Annotated in this window: 14 protein-coding genes and 1 tRNA gene; 13 read left to right on the plus strand and 2 right to left on the minus strand. The window is 71.5% G+C overall.

Annotation, left to right across the window (positions count from 1 at the left end; genetic code table 11):
- Nucleotides 1-6 precede the first annotated feature (6 nt).
- The gene (locus FB391_RS08430; RefSeq protein ID WP_141893998.1) at nucleotides 7-942 is read left to right on the plus strand and encodes a phosphodiesterase; all 936 of its coding nucleotides are present in this window, start codon (nucleotides 7-9) and stop codon (nucleotides 940-942) included.
- On the opposite strand, the gene FB391_RS08435 is transcribed toward FB391_RS08430, so the two are convergent.
- Nucleotides 866-2,476, minus strand: coding sequence for a stealth family protein (locus FB391_RS08435; protein WP_141893999.1), 1,611 nt, complete (start codon nucleotides 2,474-2,476; stop codon nucleotides 866-868). The genes FB391_RS08430 and FB391_RS08435 overlap by 77 nt on opposite strands.
- A 184-nt stretch (nucleotides 2,477-2,660) precedes the next feature.
- Between FB391_RS08435 and FB391_RS08440 the strand changes: the two genes are divergently transcribed.
- From FB391_RS08440 to FB391_RS08480, 9 genes are all read left to right on the plus strand, one after another.
- Complete coding sequence (locus FB391_RS08440; RefSeq protein WP_141894000.1) at nucleotides 2,661-3,728, plus strand: aldo/keto reductase; 1,068 nt, start codon at nucleotides 2,661-2,663, stop codon at nucleotides 3,726-3,728.
- Nucleotides 3,725-4,654: a 4-(cytidine 5'-diphospho)-2-C-methyl-D-erythritol kinase gene (locus FB391_RS08445; RefSeq protein WP_141894001.1), complete on the plus strand. Its 930-nt coding sequence runs from the start codon at nucleotides 3,725-3,727 to the stop codon at nucleotides 4,652-4,654. Before FB391_RS08440 ends, FB391_RS08445 begins: the two co-directional genes overlap by 4 nt.
- A 44-nt stretch (nucleotides 4,655-4,698) precedes the next feature.
- A complete protein-coding gene (locus FB391_RS08450; RefSeq protein WP_141894002.1) occupies nucleotides 4,699-6,078 on the plus strand; it encodes a GNAT family N-acetyltransferase in 1,380 nt (459 codons plus the stop codon).
- Nucleotides 6,079-6,152: 74 nt separating this feature from the next.
- Entirely contained in the window at nucleotides 6,153-7,970 is a 1,818-nt protein-coding gene (locus FB391_RS08455) for an ABC-F family ATP-binding cassette domain-containing protein (RefSeq protein WP_141894003.1), read from the plus strand.
- A 1-nt stretch (nucleotide 7,971) separates the two neighbouring features.
- Nucleotides 7,972-8,808: a phosphotransferase gene (locus tag FB391_RS08460; protein WP_185843006.1), complete on the plus strand. Its 837-nt coding sequence runs from the start codon at nucleotides 7,972-7,974 to the stop codon at nucleotides 8,806-8,808.
- Nucleotides 8,809-8,827: 19 nt separating this feature from the next.
- Complete coding sequence (locus FB391_RS08465; RefSeq protein WP_141894005.1) at nucleotides 8,828-9,457, plus strand: HAD family hydrolase; 630 nt, start codon at nucleotides 8,828-8,830, stop codon at nucleotides 9,455-9,457.
- Complete coding sequence (locus FB391_RS08470; RefSeq protein ID WP_246093422.1) at nucleotides 9,450-9,920, plus strand: NUDIX hydrolase; 471 nt, start codon at nucleotides 9,450-9,452, stop codon at nucleotides 9,918-9,920. Before FB391_RS08465 ends, FB391_RS08470 begins: the two co-directional genes overlap by 8 nt.
- Before the next feature lie 127 nt (nucleotides 9,921-10,047).
- The gene (locus tag FB391_RS08475) at nucleotides 10,048-10,416 is read left to right on the plus strand and encodes an ArsR/SmtB family transcription factor (RefSeq protein ID WP_141894006.1); all 369 of its coding nucleotides are present in this window, start codon (nucleotides 10,048-10,050) and stop codon (nucleotides 10,414-10,416) included.
- Nucleotides 10,413-10,895, plus strand: a complete 483-nt coding sequence (locus FB391_RS08480) for an SRPBCC domain-containing protein (protein ID WP_141894007.1) — start codon at nucleotides 10,413-10,415, stop codon at nucleotides 10,893-10,895. Before FB391_RS08475 ends, FB391_RS08480 begins: the two co-directional genes overlap by 4 nt.
- 8 nt (nucleotides 10,896-10,903) lie before the next feature.
- Here the strand turns inward: FB391_RS08480 and FB391_RS08485 are convergent, their stop codons facing one another.
- Nucleotides 10,904-11,410, minus strand: coding sequence for a MarR family winged helix-turn-helix transcriptional regulator (locus FB391_RS08485; RefSeq protein WP_141894008.1), 507 nt, complete (start codon nucleotides 11,408-11,410; stop codon nucleotides 10,904-10,906).
- A 79-nt stretch (nucleotides 11,411-11,489) separates the two neighbouring features.
- Between FB391_RS08485 and FB391_RS08490 the strand changes: the two genes are divergently transcribed.
- The 3 genes from FB391_RS08490 to FB391_RS08500 all read left to right on the plus strand — a co-directional run bounded on the left by FB391_RS08490 (nucleotide 11,490) and on the right by FB391_RS08500 (nucleotide 14,032).
- Nucleotides 11,490-11,561, plus strand: a tRNA-Gln gene (locus FB391_RS08490).
- 1 nt (nucleotide 11,562) lies between these two features.
- Complete coding sequence (gene glmU / locus FB391_RS08495; RefSeq protein WP_141894009.1) at nucleotides 11,563-13,023, plus strand: bifunctional UDP-N-acetylglucosamine diphosphorylase/glucosamine-1-phosphate N-acetyltransferase GlmU; 1,461 nt, start codon at nucleotides 11,563-11,565, stop codon at nucleotides 13,021-13,023.
- On the plus strand, nucleotides 12,998-14,032 hold the full coding sequence (locus FB391_RS08500; protein WP_141894010.1) for a ribose-phosphate diphosphokinase: 1,035 nt from the start codon (nucleotides 12,998-13,000) through the stop codon (nucleotides 14,030-14,032). The genes glmU and FB391_RS08500 overlap by 26 nt, the downstream gene beginning before the upstream one ends.
- Nucleotides 14,033-14,072 lie beyond the last annotated feature (40 nt).

Raw genomic sequence — 14,072 nt, forward strand, 5'->3', positions numbered from 1 at the left:
TCAGCCATGCGCACCGCCGAGTACCCGGCCCCCGAACGCGTCCTTCTCCACCTGAGCGACACCCACCTCCGCGCGCCGTCCACGCCGCAGCTGTTCGGCACGGTCGACGGCGAGGAGCATCTGGCGTCGGCGATCCGCGTCATCGAGGCCAGCGGCGTGCGGCCCGATGCCGTGGTCTTCACCGGTGACCTCGTCGACCTCGGCGAACCGCTCGCCTACGAGCGGCTGCGTGCCCTCGTCGAGCCGTTCGCCGCGCGGATCGGCGCGCGCATCCTGTGGGTCATGGGCAACCACGACGACCGTGCCGCGTTCCGTCCGGCGCTGCTGGACGAGGCGGCCGACCTCCGCCCCGTGGACCGCGTGGACGAGCTGGACGGTCTGCGCGTGGTCACGCTCGACACGACGGTCCCCGGCCGCCACCACGGCGAGCTCCGCGACGCTCAGCTCGCGTGGCTGAGCCGGGTGCTCGCCACGCCCGCGCCGCTCGGGACCATCCTCGCGATGCACCACCCGCCGGTGCCCAGCGTCCTGCCGCTCGCGGCGAGCGTCGAGCTGCGCGACCAGGACCGTCTGGCCGAGGTGCTGCGCGGCACCGACGTTCGCGGGATCATCGCGGGCCACCTGCACTATTCGACCTTCGCGACGTTCGCGGGGATCCCGGTGTCGGTGGCATCCTCCACGTGCTACGCGCAGGACCTGACCGTCCCGGTCGGGGGAACACGGCCGCAGGACGGCGCGCGGGCGTTCAATCTCGTGCACGTGTACGACCGGACCGTCGTGCACTCGGTGGTGCCGATCGACGTCCCCCGCACCCTGGAGCACATCGACGCCGAGGAGTCGCAGCGGCGCCTGCGCGCCGCGGGCATCATGCCGTCGGGTGAGACTGCGCCGATCGTCGCACCGAGGGATGCGCCGACCGCGCCGATTCCCGTGCTTCACTGAGCTCGTCGCGCTCCCACGGCGCGCGCACCGGGAACATGCGCTCCAGCGCGCCGCGGATCGCCTGCACGCGGATCTCTTCGGGCACCTCGGCCTCTCCGCCGTCGTTGAGGCAGAACATGTCGGCGTCCCGGCGTTCGGCCAGTCGCTCCATCAGGCGCACGCCCGATGCCATGGTCGTCTGCGCGTAGCGCACGCGCGGCGCCCGCGTGGCCACGGCCCGCCCGGTGAGCAGGGCGTAGTAGTGGTAGAGGCTGTTGGTCACCGAGATGTCCGTCGCCGAGCGGAACCGGGATGCCGCTGTCCGCGCGAAGTCGTCCGGGAAGGCCTGCTCGAGCTCGGCCATGACGCTCTTGCGCAGCGGCGCCGCGCAGTGCTCGAGGTCGCGCACGATGGTGCGTCCGAACCGCCCGCGCAGGAGGGCGCGGTTCACGCGCAGGCCGTTGTCGTGGCCGCTGCGGTGCAGCGCCGGATCGCCGGCGCCGATGCGGACCTCGCACTCGACGAACTTGGTGACGCCGCCGGGCGTGAAGAACATGCCCGGGTCCACCGCCCGGCCGAAGAACATGTCGTCGTTGGAGTACAGGAAGTGCTCGGCGAGCCCGGGGATGCGGTGCAGCTGCGCTTCCACGGCGTGCGAGTTGTGCGTGGGGAGCACCGCCGGATCGGCGAAGAACTCCTCGCTGCGCACGATCGTGACCTTGGGGTGCTCCCGCAGCCATGCCGGCGCGGGGGAGTCGGTGGCGATGAAGATGCGGCGGATCCACGGCGCGTGCATGTGGACGCTGCGCAGCGCGTAGCGCAGCTCGTCGACCTGCCGGTAGCGCGCGGGGCCGTCGTCACCCTGACCGACCTGGTACGCCGACAGCTGCGCGGCACGCTGACGCTGGAACTCGCTGGAGGACCCGTCGACCCACGAGAAGACGATGTCGATGTCTTCGGTGACATCCAGCGGGTGCGGGTCGAACATGCCGGCGATCGTGCGCCAGGTCCGCCCGTGCCGCTCGACGTCGGCATATGCGATGTCCTCGACCGGCGTGTGCCGCCGGGTGAGCGCGTTGTCGCGCGGCGCCTGGACGACGTCGGCGCCGAACCGCCAGAACTCCAGCGGCACGCCGAGCGACGGCCCGTACCGCAGCGATCCGGATGCCGTGATGCGCGGCCGGTACAGGCGCACGAACGAGGGACCGTCACCGGTCGGCTCGGCATCGCACGCGAGCGCCGGCGCGCGCCCCTTGGACTTCAGGTACAGCGGCTCGCGCGTGCACACGGCGGCGAGGGCTTCCAGGGCGACCTCGCGCTGCCGGGTGTCGACGACGAGGGCGGGTTCGGAGCGGTCGTGGCGGATGAGGAGCAGGTCGACGCCCGCAGCCTCCAGGGTGTCGGCGACCAGCAGCAGGTCGGCCTCCCGCGCCTCGTGCGGCGCGACGTCGTCGTGCACGAGGTGCAGGATCCCGCGGTCGACGACGACATCACCCCGGTCCAGGAGCACGCTCGAGGGTGCAGCGGTGTGCGACAGCGCAGACAAGAGAGTCATGCGTACCTCCTTCTGGCGGTCCCGCCGGTGGCCGGCGACGAATGCGCCGGTGAGGAAACGATAAGGAGCCTCCGTTACGACGACGTTTCCGGGGGTGCCCATTGACAACCGGGTCGCCGATGTGCAGTGAGGAACGGGTCGGCGGCTCCCTGCGAACGACGGCCGACGCCGATAGCCTGGACCGGTGACCGAAGACGACCGCTATCTGTCCCGCGGCGGAGACCTCCACCGCCCGTACACCGCCGCCGACGACCGCTACGCCGGCTCCGACTTCCGCCGCGTCGGCACCTCGGGTCTCACGCTCCCGCCCGTGTCGCTCGGCCTGTGGTGGAACTTCGGCGACAACATCCCGTTCGACAACCAGCGGGGGCTGCTGCGTCACGCGTTCGACCGCGGCATCACGCATTTCGACCTGGCGAACAACTACGGCCCGCCGTACGGCACCGCCGAGACGAACTTCGGGCGCATGATGCGCGAGGACTTCGCGCCGTACCGCGACGAGCTGATCATCTCGTCGAAGGCCGGCTACGACATGTGGCACGGCCCCTACGGCAACGGCGGCTCGCGCAAGTACCTCCTCGCGAGCGCGGAGCAGTCGCTGACGCGCATGAGCATCGACTACGTCGACATCTTCTACTCGCACCGCGTCGACCCCGACGTCCCCATCGAAGAGACGGTCGGCGCCCTCGACACGCTCGTCCGCCAGGGCAAGGCGCTCTACGTCGGCATCTCGTCGTACAGCGCGGAGCGGACCGCCGAGGCCGCCGCGGTGGCCCGCTCGCTGGGCACGCCCCTGGTCATCCACCAGCCCGCGTACTCGATCCTCAACCGCTGGGTCGAGGACGGGCTCACCGGTGTGCTGAAGCAGGAGGGCATGGGCGCCATCGCGTTCACGCCTCTCGCCCAGGGTCTGCTCACCGACAAGTACCTCGGGGGCGGGACGGCCGAGCGCGCGCAGCAGCGCGGATCGCTGCCGAAGGGCCCGCTCAGCGAGAAGGGGCTCGCGACGCTCCGTGGCCTCGATGTGATCGCGAAGGAGCGCGGGCAGTCGCTCGCCCAGATGGCGATCCAGTGGGTGCTGCGCGATCCCGTGGTGGCATCCGCTCTCATCGGCGCGTCCCGGCCGGCGCAGCTGGACGAGAACCTCAAGGCGCTGGACGGCCCCGCCTTCACGACGGAGGAGCAGGAGCGGATCGACGCCCTGTCGGACGGCATCGACGTGGACCTCTGGGCGGAATCGGCGAACCGGTGAGCCAGGCTCTCGCCGCCGAGGGCGTCCGCGTGCGGGCGCCCGGCAAGCTCAACCTCTTCTTCGAGGTCGGCGGCGTGCAGGACGACGGATACCACGACGTCGCCTCGGCGTACCAGGCGGTCTCGCTGTTCGAGGACGTGTGGGCTTCGCCGTCCGACGAGTTCACGGTCTCGATCTCGGGAACGGTCGACGTCTCGGGGGTGCCCGCCGACGACCGCAACCTCGCGGTGCGCGCCGCTCGCCTGGTCGCCCAGCGCATCGGGCACACCGGCGGGGTGCACCTCGACATCGTCAAGCACGTCCCGGTCGCGGGAGGGATGGGCGGCGGATCCGCGGATGCCGCGGCCGCCCTCGTCGCGTGCGATGCGCTGTGGGGTGCGGAGCTCGGCACGGCCGAGCTGCACAAGCTCGCGGCACGCCTGGGGGCCGATGTGCCCTTCGCCCTCATGGGCGGGACGGCGATCGGCACCGGCCGCGGCGACCAGCTGAGCCCCGCCCTGGCCAAGGGACGCTTCGACTGGGTGGTGGTGCCCTCCGACGCCGGGCTGTCGACACCCGAGGTGTACGCGCACCTCGACGAGCTGCGCACCCGCCCCGACATCCGGACGTCCGGCGCGGTGCCCGAGGTCGCGGCGGGTGTTCTCCACGCGCTGCGCGCCGGGGATCCCATCGCGCTCGCGGAGCACACCCGCAACGACCTGCAGGTGGCTGCGCTGTCGCTGCGGCCCGAACTGCGCCAGGCGCTGGAGCTGGGCGAGGAGTCCGGAGCGCTCGCGGGCATGGTGTCGGGGTCGGGTCCTACACTGGCGTTCCTGACCGTCGACCCCGAGTCGGCGCTGGAACTGCAGATCACACTGTCAGCGGCGGGATACGAGGCGCTCCACGTGCACGGGCCCGTCGCCGGCGCTCGCGTGGTGCCGGCCTGAGCGGCGGCCGAGGCATCCACTCACCGTCTTCGAGAGGAACATCCATGAGCACGTCCGAGAGCGCACCGCAGGGCGCGGCGGAGTCCGACCGCGCGGCGTTCCGCGCCGGCGCGGTCGACGAGGAGTCGCGCCTGCGACTCGCGGCGGGTGGACTGGACTACCGCCGCGTCGCCGTCGACGGCGACGACTATGCGGGCTGGCTGCAGTCCGCAGCGCGAGGCTTCCAGGACGCGGAGCGGTCGCCCGAGCAGGTCGCCGCCTCGCGCGAGCGCAGCGGCTACCGCCGCGTGACCGGCGTGTACGACCCGCAGGCCCCCGTGACCGATGCACCGGTCGCGACGATCGCGTCGTGGATCGGCGAGCTCACCGTGCCCGGCGGCGCGGTGATCCCGTCGTGCGCGATCTCGTCCGTCACCGTGGCGCCGACCCACCGCCGCCGGGGTGTCGCCCGGTCGATGCTCGAGGGCGAGCTGCGCGCCACGCGCGACGCCGGAGTGCCGGTGGCGATGCTCACGGTCAGCGAGTCCCCCCTGTACGGACGGTACGGTTTCGCGCCCGCCGCCGCGGCGGCGGCGTGGACGATCGAGACGAGGCGGGCGGCGTGGACCGGCCCGCGACCGGACGGCCGCGTCGACTTCATCCCGCGCGATCGCGTGCGCGAGCTCATGCCGGTGCTGCACGACCGCGTCCGGCGCGGTTCGGCGGGCGAGATCGACATCGCGGGCAGCTTCTGGGACCTCTTCGCCGGCACGAATCCCGCCGCGGAGCGGACCGGTGAGAAGCGCGCGATCCAGTACGCCGATGCGGCGGGCGAGGTCCGCGGCGCCGCGGTCTACGCCGTCCACGAGAACGAGGCCGATTTCACCAAGGGGACCGTGCGCGTCCACTATCTCGTGGCCGAGACGGACGACGCGTACGCGGCGCTGTGGCGCTTCCTCCTCGAGCTGGATCTCGTCGCCGAGGTCAACGCCGAGAACCTCGCGGTCGACGAGCCGCTGCTGTGGATGATCGCGGACCAGCGTGCGGCGAAGATCAGCATCCGCGACCACCAGTACGTCCGCATCCTCGACGTCGTCGCGGCGCTCGAGACGCGCCGCTACGCCGCAGCGGGTCGCCTGGTGCTGGACGTGTCGGATCCGCTCGGCATCGCGGCAGGACGCTACCTGCTCGAGACCTCCGCCGAAGGGACGGGCCGCGTCCGTCGTCTCGACGACGGCGAGTCGGTGGATGCCGTCGTCCTGCGCCTCGGCGTCGCCGAACTGTCGGCGACGTACCTCGGCGGGGTGTCGGTCGCGACCCTGGCAGCCGCAGGCCGTGTCTGGGTGGAGCACGGCGACGCGGCATCCCGCTCGTCCGAAGCCGTCGCGACCGCGAGCCGGGTGCTGGGCTGGCACACGGCGCCCCGCCTCAGCATCTGGTACTGAAGTCGCGAGCGGGCACTCGCGTGCGCCGGAGTGCGGCGCGCGGGGGTGCTGCACTCGCCTAGCCTGGAAGGGACATGGCACATCTTCTGGGGGCCGAAGCCCTGCACCTCGAGTTCCCGACCAAGGTCGTCTTCGATCGGGTGTCGCTCGGCATCGACGAGGGCGATCGCATCGGCGTCGTCGGCCGCAACGGCGACGGCAAGAGCTCGCTGCTCGCGATGCTGGCAGGCAGGCTCCAGCCCGACAGCGGTCGGGTGACGGTGCGCGGAGGTGTCCGCGTGGGCGTGCTCGACCAGTCCGACACGCTCGACGACGCGATGACCGTCCGCCAGGCGGTCGTCGGCGACCGCCCCGAGCATGACTGGGCGGGTGATGCGCGCACCCGGGAGGTGATCGCGGGGCTGCTCGGCGACCTCGCGTGGGACGGCCCGATCGCCGGTCTGTCGGGTGGGCAGCGCCGGCGCGTGTCTCTCGCGGCGCTGCTCGTCGGCGACGACGACGTGATCTTCCTCGACGAGCCCACCAACCACCTCGACGTCGAGGCGATCGCGTGGCTCGCCGACCACATCAAGCGGCGCTGGCCCGCCAGTCAGGGCGGCCTGCTCGTCGTCACCCACGACCGATGGTTCCTCGACGAGGTCTGCAACACCACATGGGAGGTGCACGACCGCATCGTCGAGCCCTTCGAAGGCGGCTACGCGGCGTACATCCTGCAGCGCGTCGAGCGCGACCGCCAGGCCGCGGTCATCGAGCAGCGCCGCCAGAACCTCGCGCGCAAAGAGCTGGCGTGGCTGCGCCGCGGCGCCCCCGCCCGCACGTCGAAGCCGAAGTTCCGCATCGACGCGGCCAACGTGCTCATCGCCGACGTGCCCGAGATCCGCGACGCGACGGAGCTCCGCTCGCTCGCCGTCTCCCGCCTCGGCAAGGATGTCGTCGACCTGCTCGACGCGGCGGTGTCGTACGACGGCCGCGAGGTGCTGCATCCCGTCGAGTGGCGCATCGCCCCGGGAGAGCGCACGGGCATCCTCGGCGTCAACGGCGCCGGCAAGTCGACGCTGCTGGGCCTGGTCGCGGGCGACGTCGAGCCCACGGCGGGCCGGGTCAAGCGCGGCAAGACGGTGAAGGTCGCGACGCTCACGCAGCGCCTCGACGAGCTCGAGGAGCACCTCGACGACCCGGTGCGCGTCGTCATCTCGCGGCTGCGCACGACGTACACGTTCGGCAGCGGCTCGAAGGCGCAGGAGCTGACCCCTGGACAGCTGCTGGAGAGCATGGGCTTCCAGAGCGCGCAGCTGTCCACGCCGGTCAAGGACCTGTCGGGCGGGCAGAAGCGGCGCCTGCAGCTGCTGCTGATCCTCCTCGAGCAGCCCAACGTGCTCATCCTCGACGAGCCCACGAACGACCTCGACACCGACATGCTGGCTGCCATCGAGGACCTCCTGGACTCCTGGCCCGGCACCCTCCTGGTCGTGTCGCACGACCGGTACTTCATCGAGCGCGTCACCGACCAGCAGTACGCGATCCTCGACGGACACCTCCGCCACCTTCCCGGCGGCGTCGACGAGTACCTGCGACTCAGAGCGCGGTCGTTGAGCGAACGCGCTTCGACAGGCTCAGGAACCGGAAGGGCCGTGGATGCCGGGCCCCCGGCATCCACGTCCCCCTCGCTGTCGGGAGCCGAGCTGCGCGCCGCGCAGAAGGAGGTCGCTGCGCTGGAGCGCCGCCTGGAGAAGCTGGAGTCGCAGATCGGCGCGGCCCGCACGGCGCTGGCCGACCACGATCAGTCCGACTACGTCGGCCTCGGCGTCGAGATGGCACGCATCACCGATCTCGAGAAGGAGCGCGACGGCGTCGAGGAGCGCTGGTTCGAGCTCACCGAGCAGATCGGCTGACGTGGGCCGCACGCTCGCGGGCCTGCCTGGCACGGTGCTCGACGCGTTGTCGGCGGCCTTCCCCGACACCGACCTCGAACGGGCGACGTGGGTGAACGGCGCGTTCCACTTCGTCGCACTGTGCGGCGGATCGGGCGTGCTGCGCGTGCGCGTGGGCGGTGATCACCGCGAGGCGGTGACGAGGGAGGCCGACGCGATGCGATGGTTCTCGAGGCTGCCTCTCGCGGTTCGTACGCCGGGCATCGCGCGCGGTGCGGTCCACGGCGACGGATGGTCTGCCTACTCGTGCGAGCTCATGGCCGGCGAGCCCATGCGACACGGCGACTGGCACGTCGACCGCGGCGTGCTGCTGCCGCTGCTGGAAGAGCTCGCGTCGGTCGTCCCGCCGCTGCTGCCGCCGTCGCTCGGACCGCGGGCGTGGTGCGGCGGCGACATGTGGCCGACCATCGTCGACGAGATCACCGCGGGGTGGGACGCTCGGCTGCGGCGGGCGGTCCGCACCGCAGTGGAGATCGTCGTGCACGATGCTCCGGAGCCGGCGGTGGCGGTGCACGGGGATCTCGGGCCGCACAACATCCTGCTCGCTACGGCCGGTGCGGCCCTCATCGACCCCGACAACGCCGGTGTGGGTGAGCCCGAGACCGATCTCGCACCGTTGATCGGCTTCTACCCGGCGGCGGATCTCGCCCGGGACTTCTCGCCGGCGCGCATGCGTCGGGCAGCGGCGATCAAGCGCGTGCTTGCGCTGCAGGTGGCAGCGGCCGCAGAACTCGCGGCAGACGTTCCGCTGCGCGACCACGCGCTCGGCAACTTCGTCCGGCGGGAGTCACGTCGGTGACCACGGCTACGCTGGCGCGATGACGGTGAAGGCGGTGTGCTGGGACTGGAACGGCACGCTGCTCGACGATGTGGCGCGATGCCTGCGAGTGATGAATCTGATGCTCGCCGACTTCGGCAGGCCACGGATCGCGGACGCCGCCGCCTATCGCGCGGTGTTCCGCTTCCCACTGGACCTGTTCTATGCCGACGTCGGCATAGAACCGGGGGAGTACCGGGCAGCGGTCGACCGGTACCTGGAGCTGCTCACCGCGGACACGACCGACGTGCCGCTGCACGGAGGTGCACGAGAGGCGCTCGACCGAGTGCGCTCGCGGGGGATCGCGCAGGTGCTCGCGTCCGCGACGCTCGCGCCGCTCCTGGAAGCGCAGCTTCGCCCGCACCGACTTGCCGGCTCGTTCGACCGGATCCTCAGCATCACCGACGCGCACCGCGCCTCGAAGCGGGACGTGATCGCCGCGTGGCTGGAGGGCACCGGGTACGAGCCGGCCGACGTGCTGCTCATCGGCGACACCGATCATGATCTCGAGATCGCCCGCGAGCTCGGCACGCGGTTCGTGCACTTCGAGGGAGGGCACCAGGCGCTCTCGGACGGCGACGTCGTGAGCATCCGTGCGCTCGGGCAGCTGGAGCGGGTGCTCGATGGATGAGCCCCGCGCTGACGAGATGCTGCTCCACAGCTACTCGTCAGCGCCCTGGCTGCCACCCGGTGGGCGGGCGGACGTCGTCTGCGCAACGGAGCCGCCCGCGCCGATGTGCCTGGTCCGCGTCCTCATCGTCGACGGCGGACGCGCGTTCTGCGTGCCGCGCGACGGCGCCGGAAAGCTGGACATCCCCACGCGGGCGGTCGGAGCCGCCGACCCCCGCGGGCGTCGAGCGGTCGGCGAGCTGGTGGACGAGATCGCCGGGCCCGGCGGTCGGGCACAGTTCGTGGGCGCCGTCCGCAACACCGTGGTGCGAGCAGCCTCCGACTATCCCTGGCCCGTCCCCTCGGCCTACTTCGGTGTGTGGCGGGTCGACGGGATGCCGGTCGTCGACGGCGTGTGGCTCCCGTTGGGCTACGGGTCGCCCTTGGCCGAGAGGCATTGGTTCCCGCTGGCCCACGAGGTGTGAGGGACGGGGGACCACACGTTCGGTTGCGAGACCGCTCGGATGCGGGTGGCCGGTGAGGGCGCAGCCGAGACCGCGCGGCAAAGCTTTGCCGTTGCGCTAAGTGATCGGCAGGCGCATACTTACCCGTATGGCTAAGTATGCGCCGCTCGACGAGGTGTTCGTCGCCCTCGCCGACCCCACCCGCCGCGCGGTGATCCGGCGCCTGGGCGAGGGGCCCGCGAGTGTGAGCGAACTGGCTCGTCCGTTCGCGATCACGCTGCCGTCGTTCCTCAAGCACGTGCGGATGCTCGAGGCGTCCGGACTGGTGAGGACCGCCAAGTCCGGTCGTGTGCGGATGTGCACGCTCGACCCCGAACGGCTCGCGCTCGTGGACGGCTGGCTCGCCGAGCAGCGGCGTGTGTGGGAGGAGCGCACAGACCGCCTCGCCGACTTCGTCACCGGGTCCCCCGGGATCCCCGAATCCTCTACGAACCGCCAATCCCAGGAGCAGTCATGACCGACATCGATCCCCGCCTCGACCTGACCCTCGACCGCGTGATCCGCGCCCCGCGCGACGTGGTGTGGCGGGCCTGGACCGACCCCGCCCAGCTGGCCCAGTGGTGGGTGCCCGCGCCCACCGTCGCACGCGTCGAGAAGCTCGACGTGCGCCCGGGCGGCGCATTCGTCACCAGCATGAGCGACGACGGGTCGGCGTTCGTCCCGCACACCGACGGGGTGTTCCTGGTCGTGGACGACGGCGCGCGGATCGTGTTCTCGAACGCGATCGACAGCAGCTGGCACCCCGCATCGCCCGAGCCCGTGGCCATGACGGCCGAGATCGTGTTCGACGAGCACCCGGACGGCACCGAGTACCGCGTGGTGGTGCGGCATGCCGACCCGGCGACGCGGGATCGTCACGAGCAGCTCGGCTTCTTCGACGGCTGGGGCGCCGTGACCCAGGCGCTCGCCGCGCTCGCCGAGTCGCGCGCGGCCTGAGCGCGTCGTCAGGCGCCGGCGACGTCGAACCCGAGGCTCAGCTTGCGCAGCAGCGCGGCGAGGCGGTCGCGGTCGGCGCGCGAGAGCGACTCGAGCAGCACGGCCTCGGCATCCACGAGACGCGTGATCGCGGCATCCACCCGGATCCTGCCCTCGTCGGTCAGGGTCACCAGCACGCTCCGCCCGTCGGCGGGATCGGCCTCGCGCCGTACCAGGCGGCGCCCGACGAGACGGTCGATGCGGTTGGTCATCGTGCCGCTGGAGACGAGTGTCTGCTGCAGCAGCTGCTTGGGGCTCAGCTGGAAGGGATCGCCCGCGCGGCGGAGGGCCGACAGCACATCCCACTCCCACGGTTCGAGGTCGCTGCGACGGAACGCGTCGCGCCGTGCGCGGTCGAGGTGGCGCGAGAGCCGGTCCACGCGCGACAGCACGCCGAGCGGCGAGAAGTCGAGGTCGGGGCGCTGGGTGATCCATGCCTCGACGATGCGGTCGACCTCGTCACTCTGCGCCGTCATCCGTCCATTATCGCGACGGAGGGCCCCGCGTCGCGTCTGGCAGACTTGACGGGCGGGTCCGGGCGACCGGACGCCGCGTTCCGCCGTGGTGTAACGGCAGCACGACAGCCTTTGGAGCTGTGAGGTTCAGGTTCGAATCCTGGCGGCGGAGCATGACCGACACCGCACTCGCCGTCATCGTCCTCGCCGCCGGGCAGGGGACACGCATGAAGTCCTCGATCCCGAAGGTGCTGCACCGCATCGGCGGTCAGCCGCTCGTCGGGCACGTGCTGCGCGCGGCAGCCGTGCTGACGCCCGAGCGCACGCTCGTCGTCGTGCGCCACGAGCGCGAGCTGGTCGCGACGGCGATCGCGGACCTCGCGCCCGATGCCGCCGTCGTCGACCAGGACGAGATCCCCGGCACCGGCCGCGCCGTCGAGCTCGCGCTCGACCAGCTCGCAGGGTTCGACGGCGACGTCCTGGTGCTGTCGGGCGACTGCCCCCTCGTGGATGCCGACACGCTCGCGTCGTTCGTCGCCGCCCACCGCGCCGCCGACGCCGCCGTGACGCTCATGACGGCCGTCGTCGACGACGCGAACGGCTACGGCCGCATCGTCCGCGACGCCGACGGCGACGTCGCGCGCATCGTCGAGCAGAAGGACGCCGATGACGCCGAGCGCGCCATCCGCGAGATCAACGCCGGCATGTACGTGTTCCGCGCCGACACGCTGCGCACCCACCTGCCCGCGATCGGCACCGACAACGCGCAGGCCGAGAAGTACCTCACGGATGTCGCGGGACTGGTGCGGCAGGAGGGCGGCCGGGTGGCGGCATCCGTCGTCGACGACGTCACCGTCACCTTCGGCGTGAACGACCGCGTTCAGCTCGCCGAGGTCGGCCGTCTGCTCAACGCCCGCACGGTGCGCCACTGGCAGCTCGAAGGCGTGACGGTCATCGACCCGGCCACGACCTGGATCGACGTCGATGCGACGCTCGCTCCCGACGTCACGGTGCTGCCCAACACGCACATCCTGCGCGCCACGACGATCGGCGCCGGCGCGATCGTCGGTCCCGACACGAGCCTGGTCGGCTGCGAGGTCGGCGAGGACGCCACCGTCACCCGCACCGACGCGACGTTCGCCATCATCGGGGCGAAAGCGACGGTCGGGCCCTTCGCCTACCTGCGTCCGGGGACGGAGCTCGGCGAGAAGGGCAAGATCGGCACCTTCGTCGAGACGAAGAACTCGACGATCGGCGAGGGCAGCAAGGTGCCCCACCTGTCGTACATCGGCGACACGACGATCGGCCGTCACGTCAATCTCGGCGCCGGTGCGATCACCGCGAACTACGACGACCTGACGAAGCACCGCACCGAGATCGGCGACGAGGTGCACTCCGGGTCGCACAACGTCTTCGTGGCGCCCGTTAGGATCGGAGACGGCGCGAAGACCGGGGCAGGGGCGGTCATCCGCAAGGATGTTCCCGCCGGCGCCCTCGCTCTCAGCGTCGCCCCTCAGCGCAACGTCGAGGGGTGGGTCGAGAAGAACAGACCGGGTACCGGGGCGGCGGACGTCGCAGCCCAGGCCCGCAGCGCACAGAAGGCGGACGATGGCGCGCAAGAAGAAGACCGTTGAACTCGACCGGGCGAATGACATCGCCCCCGGACTCGTCGCGAAGACGAAGAAGCGCCTCGTCGTCGCACGCGGCAGCTCGCACCCCGAGCTCGCGACGCAGGTCGCCGAGCAGCTGAGCACCGAGCTCGTCCCCACCGAGTACCGCACGTTCGCGTCCGGCGAGATCCTGACGCGCTTCGAGGTCTCGATCCGCGGGTGCGATCTGTTCCTCATCCAGAGCTTCGGTCCGCCGGTCAACGAGTGGATGATGGAGACGCTCATCATGCTCGACGCCGCCAAGCGCGCGTCGGCCAAGCGCATCACCGTCGTCGCGCCGTACTTCCCCTACTCCCGGCAGGACAAGAAGGGCCGCGGCCGCGAGCCGATCAGCGCGCGCCTCGTCGCCGACCTGTTCAAGACGGCCGGCGCCGACCGCGTCATGAGCGTCGACCTGCACGCCGCGCAGATCCAGGGCTTCTTCGACGGGCCCGTCGACCACCTGTTCGCGAAGCCCGTGCTGCTGGAGTACTTCGAGAACACGCTGAGCGCCGAGGACCGCGAGCGCCTCACCGTCGTGTCGCCCGACACCGGCCGCGTGCGCGTCGCCGACCAGTGGTCGGACAGCCTGGGCGCCCCGCTGGCGATCATCCACAAGCGCCGCGACCCGAACGTCGCCAACCAGGTCACCGTCAACGAGATCGTCGGTGCGGTCGACGGCCGCGTGTGCCTTCTGGTCGACGACATGATCGACACCGGCGGCACCATCGTGAAGGCCGCCGAGGCGCTCAAGGCGAACGGCGCCGTCAAGGTCATCGTCGCCGCGACCCACGCCATCTTCAGCGATCCTGCGGCCACGCGGCTGCAGAGCCCCGCCATCGACGAGGTCGTCGTCACCGACACGGTGCCGATCCCCGACGAGAAGCGGTTCTCGACGCTTACGATTCTGCCTATCGCCCCCTTGCTCGCGCGAGCGATCCACGAGGTGTTCGAGGACGGCTCCGTCACCAGCATGTTCGACGGGGCCGCCTGACCCCGCAGCGGATCACGGCCGTAGGGGGCGGCAGACGGAT

Source organism: Microbacterium kyungheense (assembly GCF_006783905.1).
GTDB lineage: Bacteria > Actinomycetota > Actinomycetes > Actinomycetales > Microbacteriaceae > Microbacterium > Microbacterium kyungheense.